18 protein-coding genes are annotated in these 19,430 nt (G+C 62.4%); 3 read left to right on the top strand and 15 right to left on the bottom strand.

The features are described from left to right. Window positions 1-288 precede the first annotated feature (288 nt). Window positions 289-1,128: a phosphoserine phosphatase SerB gene (serB, locus tag SB822_RS16655; RefSeq protein ID WP_079499532.1), complete on the top strand. Its 840-nt coding sequence runs from the start codon at window positions 289-291 to the stop codon at window positions 1,126-1,128. A gap of 114 nt (window positions 1,129-1,242) precedes the next feature. Here the strand turns inward: serB and SB822_RS16650 are convergent, their stop codons facing one another. The 14 genes from SB822_RS16650 to SB822_RS16585 form a co-directional block, all read right to left on the bottom strand. Then, window positions 1,243-2,427 carry a cystathionine beta-lyase gene (locus tag SB822_RS16650; RefSeq protein ID WP_007585838.1) on the bottom strand — a complete coding sequence of 395 codons (1,185 nt, stop codon included), beginning with the start codon at window positions 2,425-2,427 and terminating at the stop codon, window positions 1,243-1,245. A 40-nt stretch (window positions 2,428-2,467) separates the two neighbouring features. Beyond that, on the bottom strand, window positions 2,468-3,070 hold the full coding sequence (locus SB822_RS16645) for a hypothetical protein (RefSeq protein ID WP_090835237.1): 603 nt from the start codon (window positions 3,068-3,070) through the stop codon (window positions 2,468-2,470). 148 nt (window positions 3,071-3,218) lie between these two features. Beyond that, the gene (gene bktB, locus SB822_RS16640) at window positions 3,219-4,403 is read right to left on the bottom strand and encodes a beta-ketothiolase BktB (protein WP_090835239.1); all 1,185 of its coding nucleotides are present in this window, start codon (window positions 4,401-4,403) and stop codon (window positions 3,219-3,221) included. Between the two features lie 159 nt (window positions 4,404-4,562). After that, window positions 4,563-5,489 carry a sugar kinase gene (locus tag SB822_RS16635; RefSeq protein ID WP_007742571.1) on the bottom strand — a complete coding sequence of 309 codons (927 nt, stop codon included), beginning with the start codon at window positions 5,487-5,489 and terminating at the stop codon, window positions 4,563-4,565. 3 nt (window positions 5,490-5,492) lie between these two features. Then, the gene (rimO, locus tag SB822_RS16630; protein WP_007585834.1) at window positions 5,493-6,884 is read right to left on the bottom strand and encodes a 30S ribosomal protein S12 methylthiotransferase RimO; all 1,392 of its coding nucleotides are present in this window, start codon (window positions 6,882-6,884) and stop codon (window positions 5,493-5,495) included. Between the two features lie 288 nt (window positions 6,885-7,172). Further along, entirely contained in the window at window positions 7,173-7,457 is a 285-nt protein-coding gene (locus SB822_RS16625; RefSeq protein ID WP_007585832.1) for a helix-turn-helix domain-containing protein, read from the bottom strand. Between the two features lie 18 nt (window positions 7,458-7,475). Further along, window positions 7,476-7,835: a type II toxin-antitoxin system RelE/ParE family toxin gene (locus SB822_RS16620; protein ID WP_090835242.1), complete on the bottom strand. Its 360-nt coding sequence runs from the start codon at window positions 7,833-7,835 to the stop codon at window positions 7,476-7,478. 603 nt (window positions 7,836-8,438) lie between these two features. After that, window positions 8,439-9,017 carry a polyhydroxyalkanoate synthesis repressor PhaR gene (gene phaR, locus SB822_RS16615; protein ID WP_007742570.1) on the bottom strand — a complete coding sequence of 193 codons (579 nt, stop codon included), beginning with the start codon at window positions 9,015-9,017 and terminating at the stop codon, window positions 8,439-8,441. Window positions 9,018-9,165: 148 nt separating this feature from the next. Beyond that, window positions 9,166-9,906 (bottom strand): 3-ketoacyl-ACP reductase, encoded by a 741-nt coding sequence (locus tag SB822_RS16610; RefSeq protein ID WP_007586437.1) that lies wholly within the window; start codon window positions 9,904-9,906, stop codon window positions 9,166-9,168. Between the two features lie 21 nt (window positions 9,907-9,927). Beyond that, the gene (locus SB822_RS16605; RefSeq protein ID WP_279614466.1) at window positions 9,928-10,056 is read right to left on the bottom strand and encodes a hypothetical protein; all 129 of its coding nucleotides are present in this window, start codon (window positions 10,054-10,056) and stop codon (window positions 9,928-9,930) included. Window positions 10,057-10,085: 29 nt separating this feature from the next. Beyond that, window positions 10,086-11,267 carry an acetyl-CoA C-acetyltransferase gene (locus SB822_RS16600; protein ID WP_007586439.1) on the bottom strand — a complete coding sequence of 394 codons (1,182 nt, stop codon included), beginning with the start codon at window positions 11,265-11,267 and terminating at the stop codon, window positions 10,086-10,088. A 189-nt stretch (window positions 11,268-11,456) separates the two neighbouring features. Continuing rightward, the gene (gene phaC, locus SB822_RS16595) at window positions 11,457-13,445 is read right to left on the bottom strand and encodes a class I poly(R)-hydroxyalkanoic acid synthase (protein WP_176133830.1); all 1,989 of its coding nucleotides are present in this window, start codon (window positions 13,443-13,445) and stop codon (window positions 11,457-11,459) included. Window positions 13,446-13,872: 427 nt separating this feature from the next. After that, complete coding sequence (gene pgeF / locus SB822_RS16590; protein ID WP_090835245.1) at window positions 13,873-14,712, bottom strand: peptidoglycan editing factor PgeF; 840 nt, start codon at window positions 14,710-14,712, stop codon at window positions 13,873-13,875. Continuing rightward, entirely contained in the window at window positions 14,709-15,992 is a 1,284-nt protein-coding gene (locus SB822_RS16585; RefSeq protein ID WP_090835247.1) for an RluA family pseudouridine synthase, read from the bottom strand. The genes pgeF and SB822_RS16585 overlap by 4 nt, the downstream gene beginning before the upstream one ends. A gap of 38 nt (window positions 15,993-16,030) precedes the next feature. Between SB822_RS16585 and SB822_RS16580 the strand changes: the two genes are divergently transcribed. Next, on the top strand, window positions 16,031-16,888 hold the full coding sequence (locus tag SB822_RS16580) for an outer membrane protein assembly factor BamD (RefSeq protein ID WP_090835249.1): 858 nt from the start codon (window positions 16,031-16,033) through the stop codon (window positions 16,886-16,888). Between the two features lie 108 nt (window positions 16,889-16,996). On the opposite strand, the gene rlmD is transcribed toward SB822_RS16580, so the two are convergent. Beyond that, on the bottom strand, window positions 16,997-18,421 hold the full coding sequence (gene rlmD / locus SB822_RS16575; RefSeq protein WP_090835253.1) for a 23S rRNA (uracil(1939)-C(5))-methyltransferase RlmD: 1,425 nt from the start codon (window positions 18,419-18,421) through the stop codon (window positions 16,997-16,999). 83 nt (window positions 18,422-18,504) lie between these two features. Here rlmD and SB822_RS16570 point away from each other — a divergent pair, with 83 nt between their 5' ends. Beyond that, window positions 18,505-19,368 (top strand): endonuclease/exonuclease/phosphatase family protein, encoded by an 864-nt coding sequence (locus SB822_RS16570; protein ID WP_090835255.1) that lies wholly within the window; start codon window positions 18,505-18,507, stop codon window positions 19,366-19,368. Window positions 19,369-19,430: the final 62 nt, after the last annotated feature.

Below are 19,430 nucleotides of genomic sequence, written 5' to 3'. Positions count from 1 at the left end.
CGAGATGTTGTCAAACAACGCAGGGAATATTAGCGATCCGAATCAATAAAAAGTCATGTGGTAAACCCCGCTTGGCTCATTCATTCATTCCGTAGTACCAGGTATTATTAGTGGGATATTTATGAGATAGATCCGACCACTACGATCGCGTTCCGCGAAATTGAAACGCACTACGCGTCGATGCCATCCGTAGGACGCACCACCCTCGCCTGCGCGGCCGCGTCGCACGGAACCGTTACAATGGGCGTTTCCCGTGCCTTCTTGCTGCTGCCCATTTCCTGCGTCGACATGAATCTCGTCATCCAAAGCCTCACGCCGCTTGCCGCTGAACATCACAAGCCGCTCGTCGCGCTATCGCGCGGCTCGAATCTCACCGTGATCGATCCGTGCGCAGTGCGCATCGAAAACGCAGACCTCGGGCAGCGCGCCGACCTCGACGTCTACTGCGGAACGCATGCGCTCGACTTCGCGTTCGTCGAAGCGGGCCGCCGGCTGACCGACTTCGGCCTCGTCGCAATGGACATGGATTCGACGCTGATCACGATCGAATGCATCGATGAAATCGCCGATTTTTGCGGGCTGAAGGCGGAAGTGGCGGCGATCACGGAAGCGTCGATGCGTGGCGAGATCAAGGACTTCAACGAGAGCCTGACGCGCCGCGTCGCGCTGCTGAAAGGCCTCGATGCAAGCGCGCTCGAAAAGGTCTACGAAGAACGCCTGCAACTGTCGCCGGGTGCGGAAAAGATGCTGGCGGGCGCGAAGGCCGCGGGCATGAAGACGCTGCTGGTATCGGGCGGCTTTACGTTCTTCACCGACAAGCTGCAAGCGCGTCTCGGTCTCGATTTCACGCGCGCCAACACGCTGGAAATCGTCGACGGCAAGCTGACGGGCCGTGTGCTCGGCGAGATCGTCAACGCCGACGTGAAGGCGCGCACGCTGCGCGAAGCGTGCGACAAGCTCGGCATCGAGCCGACCCGCGCGATTGCGATGGGCGATGGCTCGAACGATCTGAAGATGATGGCGGCGGCTGGCCTGTCCGTTGCGTTCCGCGCGAAGCCGGTTGTGCGCGAAGCGGCGAGCGTCGCATTCAATCACGTCGGACTGGACGGACTGTTGCGGCTTTTCTGAACCCGCGCGTTCGCTTCGCGTTGCTGGATCAAAACAAGAGGCCCGCTCGAAACCGAGCGGGCCTTTTTGCTTCTGGCTCGACGAAGCGCTAGGAGCGCTTCACGCGCGACTGGTTCAACCCAACGCGACGAGGCAACGCTCGATATCCGCGCGCAGATCCGATTCTTCTTCAAGACCGACGTAGAACCGCACCAGCGTGCCGCGATGCGGCCATTGCGATTCGGTGCGCATCGACGCGACGTTGTACGGCATCGCCAGACTTTGCGCGCCGCCCCAGCTCCAGCCGAGCGAGAACAGTTCCAGCGATTCGCAGAACCTGTCGATCTGTTCCGGCGTATAACGCGCGTCGAACACGACCGAGAACAGCCCGCCCGCGCCCGTGAAATCGCGTTCGTAGAATTCATGGCCGGGACAATCGGGCAACGCCGGATGCAGCACCACGGCGATTTCCGGACGCGTCTTCAGCCACTTCGCGAGTTCGAGCGCGCTTTTGTCGTGGTGGTCGAAACGCACTTTCATCGACGGCAGGCTGCGCAGGATGAGCGAGCAATCGTCCGCCGACACGCCGATACCCATCCGCATGCGTGCCAGTTTCAGCTTCAGATGCAGATCACGGTCGACCGTGATCGTCGCGCCCATCAGCACGTCGCTGCCGCCCGACTGGTACTTCGTGAGCGCCTGCATCGAAATATCGACGCCGTGATCGAACGGACGGAACGACAGACCCGCCGACCACGTGTTGTCGATCGCCGTGACGACACCACGCGCGCGGGCGACGGCCGTGATCGCGGGAATGTCGGACACTTCCATCGTCACCGAGCCGGGCGCTTCGAGCCAGATGAGCTTCGTGTTCGGCTGGATCAGGTCGGCGATGCCCGCGCCGATCATCGGATCGTAGTAGCGCGCGGTGATGCCGAAGTCCTTCGCGAGCCACTCGGCGTGATCGCGGTTCGGCGAATAGACGTTGTCGGGGATCAGCACGTCGTCGCCCGATTTCATCAGGCCGAAATACACGTTCGAAATCGACGACAGCCCCGACGGCTGCAACAGCGCATGGTTGCCGCCTTCGAGGGCAGCAAGGCGCTGCGCGAGCGCGATCGAAGTCGGCGTTGCGTGCAGGCCGTAGCGCCATTGCGCGTCGTTGCGCCAGTCGAGCGCGCGCATCGCTGCGAGGTCCGGGAAAACGACCGTCGAGGCGCGCGCCACGGGCACCGAGAACGATTCCCAACCGGGCGTCAGCTGATCGGTCGGCTGGACGATGCGGGTCTGCAAGCCGTGCTTCGGAGTCTTTTGAGTCATGGTCAAAGAAAGTTGGATTCGTCAGTGATGCGCGCGGCGCCTATTCGCCGATCGTCAGATTGTTCACGCCGTTGACGGGCTGGCCGCCGGTGCGCGGCTGCGCGGGTTGCTGCGTTGGCTGCTGTGCCGGTTTCTGCGCCTGAACGGGCGCAGCCAACGGCGCTTTCTGCCCCGCTGCGAGCGGCCGCAACGAAAACTCCAGCGGATTGGAATCGTCGACGTTCATCCGTTCGCCTTCAATCGAGCCATCGGCGGCGAACTTGCCGACCCAGTTGCCCGTGATATGCGTGCCGTCATTCGACTCTTCGACTTCGAGCGTGTCGCCATCACGGTCGCCCGCGATCAGGATCACTTCGCCCGTGTCGGCGAACTGATATTCGCCGTGTACGCCGGAGGGATCGTCGGTTTTCGCGCCCAGCCGCAGCACGATCTGACGCTTGCCGAGCGTGCCCGCGTACTGCGGAAACTTCGCGAACTCGGGGCTGGGCTTGAGCGGCAGCTGGATCGGCGGCGGCGCCGCGAGTGCCTTGACGGCGTCGCTTTCCGCGTGAGTCGCGACGGGCATCGCCGCCGCGACAGCCAATGCCGCAGCCGCGATCATCGCGGGCCACGACGCCCTGTGTTTCGACCTGGTTTCCTGCATCCGTTGTTTCCTTTCAACCGGCTTGATGACGTTTTGCTAACGCCTGATACCTCGATAACCCGCTTCGACCGGTTATACCGCAAGTTCGTTCAGAGACGGAGCGGCGAAACACCACGTCGTCGCCGCCCCGTCCCGTCTCGCGAACGGATCAGATCCGCTCGAAGATCGCCGCAATGCCCTGCCCGCCGCCGATGCACATCGTCACGAGCGCATAACGGCCGCCGATACGCTGCAACTCGTACAGCGCCTTGACGGTGATGAGCGCGCCCGTCGCGCCGATTGGATGACCGAGCGAAATGCCCGAGCCGTTCGGGTTCACCTTCGCGGGATCGAAGCCCAGTTCCTTGCTGACGGCGCACGCCTGTGCGGCAAACGCCTCATTCGCTTCGATTACGTCGAGATCGCCGACTTTCAGGCCGGCGCGCTCCAGCGCCTTCTGCGTCGCGGGCACGGGGCCGATGCCCATGTAGTTCGGATCGACGCCCGCATGCGCATACGCAACGAGCCGGCCAAGCGGCTTCGCGCCACGCTTCTCGGCGACGCTGCGCTCCATCAGCACGACAGCCGCGGCCGCGTCGTTGATGCCCGACGCATTGCCCGCCGTGACCGTGCCGTTTTCCTTCGCGAACACGGCTTTCAGTTTCGCGAAGTCGTCGGACGTCGCGTTCATGCGGACGTGCTCGTCCGTGTCGAAGACGGTGTCGCCTTTCTTCGACGCGATCGTGATGGGGAGAATCTGTTCCTTGAAGTAGCCGCTTTCGATCGCCTTCGCCGCGCGGCGGTGCGATTCGAGCGCGAGCGCGTCCTGTGTGTCGCGGGAGATGTCGTATTTCTTCGCAACGTTCTCGGCCGTTACGCCCATGTGGATCGACTGAAACGGATCGTGCAGCGCGCCGAGCATCATGTCGACGATGCTCGCATTGCCCATGCGCTGGCCGAAGCGCGCCGACGGCATGATGTACGGCGCGCGGCTCATGCTTTCCGCGCCGCCGCCGATCGCAATATCCGCGTCGCCGAGCAACACGGCTTGCGCCGCCGATACGATTGCCTGCAGGCCCGAGCCGCACAACCGGTTCACGGTCAGTGCGGGCGTATGCTGCGCGACGCCGCCGTTGAGCGCCGCGACGCGCGCGAGGTACATGTCTTTCGGCTCGGTATGGATGACGTTGCCGAACACGACATGGCCGACTTCGTCGCCGGAGACGCTCGCGCGCGACAATGCCTCGCGCACCACGCGCGCGCCGAGATCCGTCGGTGCGAAGTCTTTGAGGCTGCCGCCGAAGTCGCCGATTGCCGTGCGCACGCCGCTCACTACCACCACTTCACGTTGCATCGCTTGCTCCTCTCTGTTGTCTCAGATGAATGTCATGCGCCTCGTTGAAGACGCGCATGACCTTGCCTTGCTGAACATACCCGAGTTGCCGGATTTCCGCGCTGAATCTGACGCCATTGTGCTGCGGCGCTGGCGAACTGCGCGCGCTTCAGTGTGCGCTCAGGCGCCGAGAAGTTGTTCGACCGTCGCGCGATCGGGAATCGGCGCGACGGCGCCGAAGCCTTGCGTCGACAGCGCGGCCGCGACGTTCGCGTAGCGCGCCGCCTGGAACGGATCGTCGCCCGCAGCGATGCGCGCGATGAACGCGCCGCCGAAGCAGTCGCCCGCGCCCGTCGCATCGACGGCATTGACGACGTGACCGGGCACGACACGCCGCTCGTCGGGCGTCGCGATATACGAGCCTTCCTTGCCGAGTTTCAGCGCGACGACGCGCGGCCCTTGCGCGAGCAGAAAATCGACGATGTCGTCGCGCTCCGTCAAACCCGTCAGTTCGGTGACGTCGTCCCAGCTGGGCAGGCAGATGTCCGTCTGGCGGATCGCTTCGAGCATCACGGCACGCGCCCGCGCGAGCGGCCACAGCTTGAGCCGCAGATTCGTGTCGAAGCTCACGAGCACGTTGTGCGCGCGCGCGTGCGTGATCGCGGCGAGCGCGGCGTCGCAGGCGCTCACGCTAATCGCGAGACTGATGCCGGACAGATGGATGACCTTCGCGGCGGCGATTGCGTCGAGCGGCAAATCGCGCGGCGCGTAGCGGCTTGCTGCCGAACCCGCACGCAGATAGTCGAACTGATGGCCGGACGGACCGTGCGACACGAAATACACGCCCGTCGGCGCCTGATCGTCGATGCGCACGAGCGAGGTATCGACCTGCTCGCGCTGCCACAGATCAAGCAGCAAACGCCCGAACGGATCACTGCCGACAGCCGATACGAAACCTGTCGACGCGCCCTGCCGCGCGGCCGCGATGCAGAAGTTCGACGTGTCGCCGCCGAAGCCTTGCAGGTATGTGGGCTGGTCTTTGCCGGACTGGTTGAATTCGACCATTGCCTCGCCGAGCGCGAGGATGGACGGCGTGTTCGAGAGCATCGCTTAGACCTCGCCCCACAGATCGTGGCCGTCGGCACCCGTGATCTTCACCGACACGAAATCGCCGACCTTGTAGCGCTTCGACGCCTTGGTCGCGGGCGCGATATAGACGACGCCGTCGATCTCCGGCGCATCCGCCGCCGTGCGGCCGATGCCGCCATCGGCATTGATTTCGTCGACCAGCACCTTCAGCGTCTTGCCGACCTTGCGCGCAATGCGCTTCGCGGATACTTCTTCCGCGACTTCCATGAAGCGCGCGCGGCGCGCCTCGCGGACTTCATCGGGCAGCGCGCCGTCGAGTTCGTTCGCACCCGCGCCTTCGACAGGCGAATAGGCGAAGCAGCCAACGCGATCGAGTTCCGCCTCGCGGATGAAGTCGAGCAGCGTTTCGAACTGCTCTTCCGTCTCGCCAGGGAAACCCGCAATAAACGTGCTGCGGATGGTCAGGTCCGGACAGATTTCGCGCCATGCGCGCACGCGCTCGAGCACTTTCTCCGCGTTCGCGGGACGCTTCATGCGCTTGAGCACCTCGGGGTGCGCGTGCTGGAACGGCACGTCGAGATACGGCAGCACATGGCCCTTGAGCGGGCCTTCCGCCATCATCGGAATCACTTCGTCGACGCTCGGATACGGATACACGTAATGCAGACGCACCCATGCGCCGTACTGCGCGGCGAGTTCGCCGAGCGCGCCGACGAGGTCCGTCATGCGCGTCTTGATCGGCTTGCCGTTCCAGAAACCAGTGCGGTACTTGACGTCGACGCCATAGGCGCTCGTGTCCTGCGAAATGACGAGCAGTTCCTTCACGCCCGACTTGAAGAGGTTTTCCGCTTCGAGCATGACTTCGGCGACGGGACGCGACACGAGGTCGCCGCGCATCGACGGGATGATACAGAACGTGCAGCGGTGGTTACAGCCTTCGGAAATCTTCAGATACGCATAGTGACGCGGCGTGAGCTTGACGCCCGCGGCGGGCACGAGATCGACGAACGGATCGTGCGGTTTCGGCAGATGGCTGTGCACGGCCTGCATCACTTCGCCGAGGGCATGCGGGCCCGTCACGGCGAGCACCTTCGGATGCACTTCCTCGATCAGGTTCGAGCCGCTCGCGCTCTGCTTCGCGCCGAGGCAGCCGGTGACGATCACCTTGCCGTTTTCCGTGAGCGCTTCGCCGATGGCATCGAGGCTTTCCTGCACGGCTTCGTCGATAAAGCCGCAGGTGTTGACGACGACGAGGTCCGCGCCGTCATAGGTGCCGGAGATTTCGTACCCCTCCGCGCGCAGTTGCGTGATGATCTGTTCGGAGTCGACGAGGGCTTTCGGGCATCCGAGGGAAACGAACCCGACCTTCGGAATCGAAGCGGTCGGCGCGGCGGGGGTCGAAGTCTGCGACATAGAGAATGGTCCGGCGAGAGCGATGAGTGACGCGATATATGAGGGCTTGGGCGTGCAGCCCGGGCGCCGAAATCGCGGCAAACGTGGGTGCACCGTGCGACGGTGCCCTCGTGGCGAGGACCGTCGCGAAATGGGGCCATGTGGATCTTGTGGGAAGTCGGTTGGGCCCGCACAAGCAACCTCGGATTATACCGTGAGAGGGGTTGAGCGGCGTGCAGCGTGGCGGTTAGTGGGCGTCACGTCCGAAACACGCACGGGGAAAGTCACGTCGACATCCTGCGCGGAGTCTTACGAAGCAAGTTCGAATCTGAACTTCTTTCCCAGTGCATTCGCGGCGCTTGCCAACGTTGTCAGCGTGAGGCTCGTATCGTTCTGATCCAATAACCGGTTCAACGCCGCGCGACTCGTATTCATCTTTGCAGCCATTCGGGTCTTGGTCAGATTCTGCGCCTTCATTTCCTGCTCGATCTGCCAGGCGATAACGCGCTTCATGGCCGTAGCCGTGACTTCCTCAAGCAGCGATTCCTCGGCAAGGAAATCGTCGAAATTCCCACCTACGTGCTTGCTTGCCATGACACACCTCTTTCATGCTTAACCGCTTTGCAACTGACGCAATCTGTCTCTTGCAAGATCCAGATCCGCTTGCGGCGTAGCCTGTGATTTTTTGATGAAACCGTGTAGCAAAATCATCTTCGCGTCCACCACGGTGAACAGCACACGCGCGATCCGCTGCGGCGGCGTAATGCGAATCTCCCACAAATCACGCCCCATCTTGCGCACCAGTGGCATCCCAAGCGGCCAGCCGAACTGCACGGTCTTCACATCCTCGCCAATCATTTTCCTGTCCTCGGGTTCCAGATCCCGAAGCCATTGACGCACAGGTTCATTGCCCGTGTCAGTCTGAAAAAAGCAAACAGAAAGGACAATGACTACCGACCGGGTGCGCGGCATCGACCGCGACTGTGACTGATCTATCGTACCAACTTTGGTACGTTGCGTAAACTGCTTTCCCTTTCCAGAGACTCGAAGTCCGCATAAAACGATCGAACGCGGACACGCTCCAAGAGAAACACCGAGACGTGAATTGTCCGTTAGCGATGAAACGCCACTGAGGAATTGAATCGATCCATTCGCCGGATAAAACCGGCATTCCGTTTTTCTGATATTGGAGTTCCACGACAAACGCTTAATCTCCGTAAAATAGAAAACAGCCGCTTATGCGGCCGCTTCTTGATCGGACTCAGGCTTGTCGAGCTAATCAGCGATATTCAACGAGAGACTCGAGCCACGGTTGATGTCCGGGCCAATATTATTTTTTTATCGGTCGCTCATGTCAACACTAGCGATTCTGATTTTCTATAGCCAAAAAATCAGGAAATCCGAAATATCAAAAATTAATCTCAATCAGGTATTTCATGCAGATAAACAGTTGGAGATTGTATGTCGCAGCGTGCCGAAAACGACCAGACTTAGCCGGACATTTACGAGAAGAAAACACCCCTCTGCCCGGCGCGCACCGCCGGGCAGATTCGAGTATTCAGCCCGCTCTTCGCCCTACTTCTTCTCCGGCTCCGGATTCCCTTGCGGCGTCGGCTGCGTAAACGGGAACGTGCTGAACATCGTCTTCGCCTGGTTCTGCATCTGCTCCTGCATCTGCACGAACATGTTCTTCGACTGCTCGATATAGCTGGTCATCATCCCCTGCATCATCGGGGCTTGCATGTTCATGAACTGCGACCAGACCTCCGGATTCATCGTCTTGCCTTCGTACAGGCCCTTCGACTGATCCGCGAGTTTGCTCTGAATGTCGATGAACGCCTGGATGTTCTTTTCCAGGTACGTGCCCATCATGCCCTGCATCGCGTGTCCGTAGAAACGGATGATCTGCGACAACATGATCGACGAGAACATCGGCAGGCCGCCGCTTTCCTCTTCGAGAATGATCTGAAGCAGGATGCTGCGCGTCAGGTCTTCGTTGCTCTTGGCATCGATGACCTTGAAATCCTCCTGATCCAGCACGAGCTGCTTCACATCGGTCAACGTGATGTAAGTGCTGGTCTCTGTATCGTACAGTCGACGGTTCGGATATTTCTTAATGAGTCGTTCGGCTGTTTTCTTTGTAGTAGTGGTCATGTAACGCCTTTGAGCGCGAATGAAGCGCAGAAACGGCGTCCTGTCGCACGCACAGCGAAACGCTGCGCGTACGAGACGCCGCCAGAAACATCTGAACCATGTAACGTCCCGCTTCGTTCTTGCTGCGACAAAACAGGACGCTCACGGATCAGCCCATATGCAGGCCGCCGTTCAGCGAGAAATCGGCCCCCGTCGAGAAGCCCGACTCGTCCGACGCCAGCCATGCAACGATCGACCCGATTTCATCCGGCGTGCCCAGACGGCGCACCGGAATCGTCGCGACGATCTTTTCCAGCACATCGGCGCGAATCGATTTCACCATGTCCGTGCCGATGTAGCCCGGCGAAACGGTGTTGACCGTCACGCCCTTGGTGGCCACTTCCTGCGCGAGCGCCATCGTGAAACCGTGAATCCCCGCCTTCGCGGTCGAATAGTTCGTTTGACCGAACTGGCCTTTCTGGCCGTTCACCGACGAGATGTTGATCACGCGTCCAAAGCCACGCTCGACCATGCCGTCGATCACCTGTTTCGTCACGTTGAAAAGGCTGGTCAGGTTCGTGTCGATCACGGCCGTCCAGTCTTCATGCGTCATCTTGCGGAACACGACGTCGCGCGTGATGCCCGCATTATTCACCAGTATGTCGATTTCACCGACCTCGGCCTTGACCTTGTCGAACGCGAGCTTGGTCGACTCCCAGTCGCCCACGTTGCCTTCCGACGCAACGAAGTCGAAGCCCAACGCCTTCTGATCTTCAAGCCATTTCACGCGACGCGGGGAATTCGGGCCGCAGCCTGCGACCACCTTGTAGCCATCCTTCAGCAGACGCTGGCAAATGCTCGTGCCGATGCCACCCATGCCGCCCGTTACGTACGCAATTCGTTGTGACATAACACACACTCCATTATCGTTTTACGAGACGCCAGCCGCCTCGTGCTTCGCCTTCCGATATCCGATGCGTTCGGCGCGTTCGATGCAGCCAACCGCGCGAAAGCATCGGACCACGCCGCGCTGCCAGTCGCCGTTGGGCGGCACCGGCACGCGCGGCGGCCTCCTTGTGAAACGACCGCTTACGGACGCTCGAGCGCGAGCGCCACGCCCATGCCGCCGCCGATACACAGCGACGCGAGGCCCTTCTTCGCATCGCGCTTCTGCATTTCGTGCAGCAGCGTGACGAGAATCCGGGCGCCGGATGCGCCGATCGGGTGGCCGATCGCGATCGCGCCGCCGTTCACGTTCACCTTCGACGTGTCCCAGCCCATCTGCTTGTGTACGGCCAGCGCCTGCGCCGCGAATGCCTCGTTGATTTCCATCAGGTCGAGGTCGTTCACGCCCCAGCCAGCACGCTCCAGACAACGGCGCGATGCCGGCACCGGGCCCATGCCCATCACCTTCGGATCGACGCCCGCGTTCGCGTACGCCTTGATGCGCGCGAGCGGCGTGAGACCCAGCGCTTCCGCCTTCTTCGCCGACATCACGACAACCGCCGCCGCGCCGTCGTTCAGACCCGACGCGTTCGCCGCCGTCACCGTGCCTTCCTTCGAGAAGGCCGGCTTCAAGCCCGCCAGCGCTTCGGCCGTGACGCCGTGGCGCACGAATTCATCCGTTGCGAACGACAGCGGATCGCCCTTTCGCTGCGGAATCTGGATCGGCACGATTTCATCATCGAAGCGGCCGGCCTTCTGTGCGGCTTCCGCCTTATTCTGCGAAAGCGCCGCGAACTTGTCCTGGTCTTCGCGCGAAATGCCGTATTCCTTCGCAACGTTCTCAGCCGTCACGCCCATGTGGTACTGGTTGTACACGTCCCACAGGCCGTCGACGATCATGCTGTCGATCAGCTTCGCGTCGCCCATGCGGAAGCCGTCGCGCGAGCCCGGCAGCACGTGCGGCGCCGCGCTCATGTTTTCCTGGCCGCCCGCGATGACGATGTCCGCGTCGCCCGCGATGATCGCGTTGGCGGCCAGCATCACGGCCTTCAGGCCCGAGCCGCACACCTTGTTGATGGTCATGCCGGGCACTGCCATCGGCAGACCGGCCTTGATCAGCGACTGGCGCGCCGGGTTCTGCCCAGAACCCGCCGTCAGCACCTGACCCAGGATGACTTCGCTAATCTGCTCGGGCTTGAGGCCCGAGCGCTCCAGCACGGCGCGGATCACCGTGGCACCCAGTTCCGGCGCCGCAATCTTCGCCAGCGACCCACCGAATTTGCCGACAGCCGTGCGGGCCGCCGATACGATCACTACGTCAGTCATTTTCGTTTCCTCCGGGGCTGCGGCGACATGCTCCACAGTACCCCGTCAAGTTGTTAATCCGGTCAAGTCAGCATTACTGCGATACAGCGTCTGTCTCACTCCATCCGTCGTCACTCGTTATCCGTCAGGCGGCGGTCGCTCTTTTCACTTCGACGGCGACCGTATGCGAATGATTCGGCACCCGAACGATTATTCGCGCTCCTGCACGTAGCGGCCAGGCGCGGGTTCGATCACCGGGAACTCGGCCGAGCCGGCTTGCGCCGCGGGCTTCACCTTCTTGCCGGCGAACTGGTCGAGCCAGTTCGTCCATTCGGGCCACCAGCTGCCGGGTGTTTCCGTTGCGCTTTCGAACCAGTCGGCGGGATTGTCGGGCAGCGTTTTATCGTCGCCCGCTACCGACCAGAAGCTGCGCTTCTTCTTCGACGGCGGATTGATCACGCCGGCGATATGGCCCGACGCGCCGAGCACGAACTTGCGCGGCCCCGTCAGCAACGGCACCGACGCATACGCCGTTTCCCACGGCACGATGTGGTCTTCACGCGAGCCGTAGATGAACGTCGGCACGTCGATGCGCGTCAGGTCCACCTTCTCGCCGCACGTGGTCAGCGCTCCCGGCTCGCGCAGCTTGTTTTCCAGATACGTGTTGCGCAGATACCAGCAGTACATCGGACCCGGCAGGCTCGTCGAATCGCTGTTCCAGTACAGCAGGTCGAACGGCATCGGCGTGCGGCCCTTCAGGTAGTTGTCGACCACGTAGTTCCACACGAGATCGTTCGGGCGCAGGAACGAGAACGTGTTCGCGAACTCGAGGCCGCGCATCAGGCCAGCGGGCGTGCCGTTCTTGCCGCCGATGGTCTGCTCCCGCATCTGCACATGCGCTTCGTCGACGAAGATGTCGAGGATGCCCGTGTCGGCGAAGTCGAGCATCGCCGTCAGCAGCGTCATCGATGCCGCGGGATGCTCGCCGCGTGCCGACGCCACGGCCAGCGCCGTCGCGAGCAACGTGCCGCCGATACAGAAACCGAGCGTGTTGATCTGCTCGCGGCCGCTGATCTGGCGCGTAGTTTCGATCGCGGCCAGCACGCCATCGCCGATGTAGTCGTCCCATCCCTTCTCGGCGATCGACTGGTCCGCGTTGCGCCACGAAATCAGATACACCTGATGGCCCGACTCGACCGCGTGCGCGACGAGCGAGTTCTCAGGTTGGAGATCGAGGATGTAGTACTTGTTGATGCAAGGCGGCACGATCAGCAACGGCCGCTCGTACACGGTGGCCGTGCGCGGCTTGTACTGGATCAGCTGCATCAGCTCGTTCTCGAACACGACGGAACCTTCCGACATCGCGAGATTCTTGCCGACTACGAAACGCGATTCGTCCGTCTGCGATATCTTGCCGCGCTGCATGTCGTTGAGCAGGTTCGTCACGCCCTGGCGCAGGCTTTCGCCGTTGCTTTCGAGCAGCGTCTTTTGCGCTTCGGGATTCAGCGCGAAGAAGTTGCTCGGCGAGGCGGCCGCCGTCCATTGCTGCACGGCGAAGCGGATGCGCTCACGGGTTTTCTGGTCGGTTTCGAGCGCATCGACCAGTTCCTGCAGATAACGCGCGTTCAGCAGATACCACGCTGCCGTGTACGCGTAGACGGGCGTCGTCTTCCACGCATCCGAACTGAAGCGCCGGTCCTTGAGCTCGATACCCGACGAGCTTGTCTGCGTCGACTGTTGCAGCAACTGCATCGCCTCGCGCGAATAGTCGGACTGCAACTGCTGAAGACGCGTGGACGGGATCGATGCGCTCGGCACCTTCAACCCGGCAAGCTGCTGCGTGAACTGTTGCGCGAACTGAGGATTGAATGCCTGCCCGAAGAATGCGTTGAACGGCTGGCCTTCGGCCGGACCGCCCGGTTGAGCTTGCGTTTGCGCAAACTGTTTGGCGATTTGCTCGAAGAAGGGATTCGCAAACGGCAGCGAACCGGCCTGCGCCGTCGCCGCTTTCGCGAAGTCGGGCATAGCGGGGACACTAAAAGGATTGCCGTTCGCTGCAGCCTGCGCGCCTAGCGAACGCCATGCGTTCATCCAGGCATCGAACCATTGATGGACCCCTGCCGCATCCGCTTGCTGCTGCGTGCGGTCCGACGAGGTGTCCGTGCGAGAAGAAGTCGAGGAAGTTTGAGATGCAGCCATGCCTGCTTTTAACCGAAATGTCCTCGCGGACGGGTTGAGAGGCAGGTACTTGCGCGGCAGGCGCGAGTGGATCGCGACCGCGTTACGCCCTTGCCCGGTGGAGAACATTCTTGCGCCCCATCGCAAGGCATGTCAATGCTTGTTCCCGATTTTGCCGCACTGCGATAATTTTTTCATCATCGTTTTCCCGATGTATATGAAACCGAATTGCCGATGGAAGAAACGATTGTGCTGTGCAATGCAAAACGAGCCCGTGACTACGGGCTCGTCTGGCTGATGGGGGAACGCGCGGAACGCTTATGCACTGCGCAACCGCGTAGGTCTTCTTATTTTCGCGCAGTGCAGCATAAGACTGCATAAGACCCCGCTCGACGTCGGGCCACGCGCAGCAAAATTGCCTTTGCGCAGCGGCAGTTAGACGCGCCTGTCATTGATCCGCGAGCCAGATCAGCGCGGCCATGCGGCCCGTTTCGCGATCGCGTCGATAGGAGTAGAACCGCTCGCGTTCGGTGACCGTGCAGTGATCGCCGCCTGTCACGTTCGTCACGCCGATCTGCGCGAGACGCCAGCGCGCGAGCCCCGGCAGATCCGCGAGGAACTTGCCGGCATTCAGCGGGTGCTCGACGAAGGCGCTGGCGACGATATCGCGTTGTGCGCCGCCGACACCTTTCATGAAGGCGTCACGCACATCTGGTCCGACCTCGAAGGCCTGCGGGCCGATGCATGGGCCGAGATAAGCATGCAGCACTGACATGTCAGTGCCCGCGAGCGATGCGACACGCTGCGCCGTATTCTCCACGACACCCGACGCGAGACCGCGCCAGCCCGCGTGCGCGGCGCCCACCGCGCGGCCTTGCGGATCGCATAGCAGAACGGGCATGCAATCGGCGATCATCACCACGCATACCGGGCCCGTCCGGTCGGTCACGCTGGCGTCGGCTTGCATCAACGGTTCGCCGCGCTGTGTGGCGGCCAGCACGTCGTCTGCATTCACGACGGTCGCGCCATGAACCTGCGAGAGCCATGCGGCCTCATCGTGCGCTGTCAGCGTCATCAGACGCGCGCGGTTTGCTTCGACATGCGCGGGATCGTCGCCCGACTTCCTACCGAGATTCAGCCCGCCCGGTCCATCGACGCCATCGCGCCATGTGCCGAACGGCGGCAGGCTCTCGCCGCCATTGCGCGTCGTGACGAGCGCCCGCACGCGCGACGACACGGACCACTCGGGGCGCAGCACGTCATTCGTGGTCAGCTCAGGCAGCGTCATGCGCGGTCGTCCTTGTCGGGTGAGGCTTCGTCGTCGGCATCGTCTTCATCGTCGTAGTCGTCTTCGATCGATGCTTCGGCTTCGTCATCGTAGTCGTCGTCATACTCGTCGAAATCTTCCTGGTATGCTGCTTCGTGCTCGCGGCCGAGGCCCAACGCTTCGGACAGTTCAGCGATATCGTCCGGCACGTCGGCGCGCCATTGCATCGTGCGGCCCGTCCGTGGATGAACCAGCGCGAGCCGCCATGCATGCAGCGCCTGGCGCGCAAAGCCGCCCGGCAGCGGCGCCACCGAACGCTTGCCGCGCGCGCGTCCATAAACAGGGTCGCCGAGCAGCGGATGGCCGATGTGCGCGCAATGCACGCGGATCTGATGCGTGCGGCCCGTCTCCAGATCGCAGTGAATCGCTGACACGGGCTGCCGCTCCCATATCGCCGAATCGATGCGCCGGAAGTGCGTGCGCGCCGGCTTGCCCGCTGCGCCCGTCACCACGGCCATGCGCGTGCGCTCGCGAGGATCGCGGCCGATCGGCGCGTCGATCGTGCCTTCGTCGCGCATGTTGCCCCACACGAGCGCGAGATAGCGGCGTTTCACGGTGCGCGCCTGCAGCTGGCGCACGAGATCGGTTTGCGCTTCGAGCGTGCGCGCGACGACCATCAGCCCCGATGTTTCCTTGTCCAGCCGATGCACGATGCCCGCGCGCGGCAAGCCCGCCGCCGCGTCGCCATAGCGATGCAGCAGGCCGTTGAGCACCGTGCCGCTCCAGTTCCCCGCAGCGGGATGCACGACGAGGCCGGCCGGCTTGTTGATCACGACGAGCGTGTCGTCTTCATAGACGATATCGAGCGGCACGGGTTCCGGCGTGAACGCGAGCTGCTCGGGCAGCAGATCGGGCACGAGCTCGATCGATGCGCCAAGCGGCACCGGATGGCGGATTTTCGCGGGCTGCCCGTCGACGCGCACACGCTGCGCCTCGATCCAGCTTTGCAGCCGGCTGCGTGAAAACTCCGGAAAGACTTTGGCGAGCACCTTGTCGAGCCGCTCGCCGGCAAGCTCGGACGGCACCGTGACGACGCGCGGCGTTTCGTCCGCGCGCCGCGCGGAGCCTTGCTCCGCGGCGGATACAGGCTGTGGGGCGAGCGCATCGTCGACGAGATCGTCGTCGAGTGCATCGGCGCCCGGTTCACCCGCGGATGCGTTGGCGAGGTCGGCGCTTGGGCTATAATCTTTGTTGCTCTTCCGCGCGCCCTGACCGGGGCGCGGAGTATTGGAACGGGTCATCGAGACTGGGTCACCTGGACGTAAAGCTAGACTGGAAAATGCGAGCCTTGAACATCATTACTCAAACTGTTCGAAAGACGGTGGCCCAAAAGCTGGCCAGGAAAGCAGCCCTCTATGGCGCTTCCATGGCGGCCGTTACGCTGATAGCGGCCTGTCACGGCCTGCCGGAAAAGACCGACGAAACGGCCACGTGGACCAACAATAAATTATATACGGAGGCGCAAGACTCCTTGAGCGGCGGCGACTTCGGCAAGTGCGCGAAATACTTCGAAGCACTCGAAGGCCGCGACCCGTTCGGCCACTTCGCGCAGCAGGCGCAGATCAACGTCGCGTACTGCAACTGGAAGGACAGCGAAACGGACGCCGCCGACCAGGCCGTCAACCGCTTCATCCAGCTTCACCCGGATCACCCGGACATCCCCTACGCGTATTACCTGAAGGGCATGATCCACTTCAACGACGATCTGGGCCTGTTCGGCCGCTTCTCGGGCCAGGACATGAGCGAGCGCGATCCGAAGTCGCTGCGCGAGTCGTATGACGCGTTCAAGGTCGTCGTCGACAAGTATCCGCAGAGCAAGTACGCACCGGATGCCGCCCAGCGCATGCGCTATATCGTGAACGCGCTCGCGTCGCACGAAGTGCACGCGGCGGACTACTACTACCGCCGCGGCGCGTATGTGGCCGCCATCAACCGTGCGCAGCTCGCGATCAAGGAATACAAGAACGCGCCTGCGATCGAAGACGCGCTGCACATCATGATGCTGTCGTATCAGAAACTGGATCAGCCGCAACTCGCGGACGACACGAAGCGCATCCTGGCCGGCACCTTCCCGGACAGCCCGTACATCACGGGCCATGCCCGTCCGGGCAAGGAAAAGTCGTGGTGGCAGTTCTGAGCCGCCTGACCGGATAAAAAAACGCCACGGCTCATACCGTGGCGTTTTCGTTTCTGGCGTCCGCATTTCCGCGTTTTCGCAGTGGGCGGACGCTTCAGCCCGTCACATTCAGTCGCGCTCGAAGAGCGCAATCGACTCGACGTGCGACGTATGCGGGAACATGTTCACGACGCCCGCACCCTTCAACCGGTAGCCCGCTTCGTGCACGAGCAGGCCCGCGTCGCGCGCGAGCGTCGCGGGGTTGCACGACACGTAGACGATGCGCTTCGGCAACGGCCCTTCGCCGCTCTGCGCAATATCCGCCAGCGCCTTCGACACCGCGAGCGCGCCTTCGCGCGGCGGATCGATCAGGTACTTGTCGAAGTGACCGAGCGCGCGGATGTCGTCGGCGGTGACTTCGAACAGGTTGCGGCTAGCGAACGACGTATGGCTGTCGACGCCATTTTCCTTCGCGTTGTCGAGCGCGCGCGAGGTCAGCACCTCGCTGCCTTCGATACCGACCACTTCGCGCGAAATCCGCGCAAGCGGCAGCGTGAAGTTGCCGATGCCGCAGAACAGATCGAGCACGCGGTCCGTCTTCGCGGGCGCCAGCAACCGCAGCGCGCGGCCGACCAGCACACGGTTGATCTGATGGTTGACCTGCGTGAAGTCGGTGGGACGGAACGGCATGCGGATGCCGTATTCGGGCAGCGTGTAGTCGAGCTGCGCATCGAGCGGATAGAACGGATAGACCGTGTCCGGACCCTTCGGCTGCAGCCAGAACTGGACGTTGTGCTGATCGGCGAAATCGCGCAGCACCTGTTCGTCGGCCTCGTTGATCGGCTCCAGAACGCGCAGCACGAGCGCCGTCACCGACGAGCCGACAGCCAGTTCGATCTGCGGCATGCGATCGCGAATCGACAGCGCTTCGACCATGTGCCGCAGCGGCACCAGCATGTCGGACACATGCGGCGGCAGCACTTCGCAGCTCGTCATATCGGCGACGTAGCTGCTCTTCTTCTCATGAAAACCGACCAGCACGCCGCCCTTCTTCACGACGTTGCGCACGGTGAGGCGCGCACGATAGCGGTAGCCCCACGACGGACCGTGGATCGGCCGGAACACGGTTTCCGGACGCAGCTTCGACAGATGCATCAGATTGTCTTCGAGCACGCGCTGCTTGACGGCGATCTGCGCGCGCACGTCGAGATGCTGCATCGAACAACCGCCGCAGATGCCAAAAAACTTGCACTGCGGGCGGGTACGGATCACGCTCTCTTTAAGAATATCGACGACCTGCGCCTGTTCGAAACTCGGCTTCTTCCGGTAGCTCGAATAGGTTACACGTTCGCCGGGCAGCGCGCCCTCGACGAAGATGACCTTGCCGGGCGAGCCGTCTTCCGTGACGGTGCGGCCGACGCCGCGCGCTTCCATGTCGAGCGACTCGATATCGAGTTCGGGCGCCTTGAAGGGGCCAGCGGCTGCGTCTTCGCGCGCCTGCTTGCGCTTCCTGGACGAGCGCGTTTTACCAATGTGGGGGACAGTTTCGGACACCTGCGACTTCCTGACAGACTATGTAAAAGTGGGACCAAACACGAGATTGTAGACGAACGACACACACCGACGGAGATTTGACGATGCGACTGATCAGCTGGAATGTCCAGTGGGGACGCAGTGCGCACGGGGACGTGAACCTGTCGCGCACGGTCGACGAGGCGCGGCGGCTCGTTGATTTCGATGTGCTGTGCCTGCAGGAAGTCACGCGTGGCTTTTCGGTGCTGGCGGGGCATCCGGGCGACGACCAGTTCGCCGAGATCGCCGACGCCCTGCCCGGCTTCACGGTGCTGGAGGCGATCGGCGCGGATTTGCCCGCGCTGAAGCTCGATGCACCGGCTGCGCCGCGACGGCAGTTCGGCAATGCGATCGCGACGCGGCTGCCCGTCGAACGTGTGATCCGGCATTCTTTGCCGTGGCCGGCCGATTCGGAGGCGCCGTCGATGCAGCGCGTCGCGCTTGAGGCTGTGCTGCGCGCGCCGGGCGGTTCGGTGCGGGTCATCGTTACGCATCTGGAGTTTTATTCGCTAAAGCAGCGGCTCGCGCAGGTTAATCGGCTGCGCCAGTTGCAGCAAGAGGCCGCTGGGCATGCGGCGCACCCCGTACCCGCCGAGAACGCCATTGGGCCTTTTGCTGATACCGGGCGGCCTGTCAGTGCGATCGTGTGTGGCGATTTCAATAGCGCATACGATAGTGAAGCCTACCGGCGGATGCTGGAGCCGCTCGACGGCAGTCCTTCTTTTATCGATGCGTGGACTGCGCTGCATCCCGCGGAGACGCCGCCTATGACGGCGGGTGTCTATGACAAGGTCCAGTGGGCGGATGGGCCGCTGACGTGTGATTTCGTATTTGTCACCGAGGATTTGCGGACGCGGTTACGCAGGTGTGAGGTCGATGGCGCGACCCGCGCTTCGGATCATCAGCCGATTGTCGTAGAGATGGGTTGATTTTTGTTTGTCTGCGACGCTGGTGTTGGCGCTGGCATCCGCGTTACGGTGTTTGCAGCTCA

The organism is Paraburkholderia sp. SIMBA_054, from assembly GCF_046534875.1.
In the GTDB taxonomy this organism is placed as follows: Bacteria; Pseudomonadota; Gammaproteobacteria; order Burkholderiales; family Burkholderiaceae; genus Paraburkholderia; species Paraburkholderia hospita.
The sequence above is the reverse complement of the archived record's forward strand: the minus strand, read 5'-3'. Positions and strand labels throughout refer to the sequence as shown.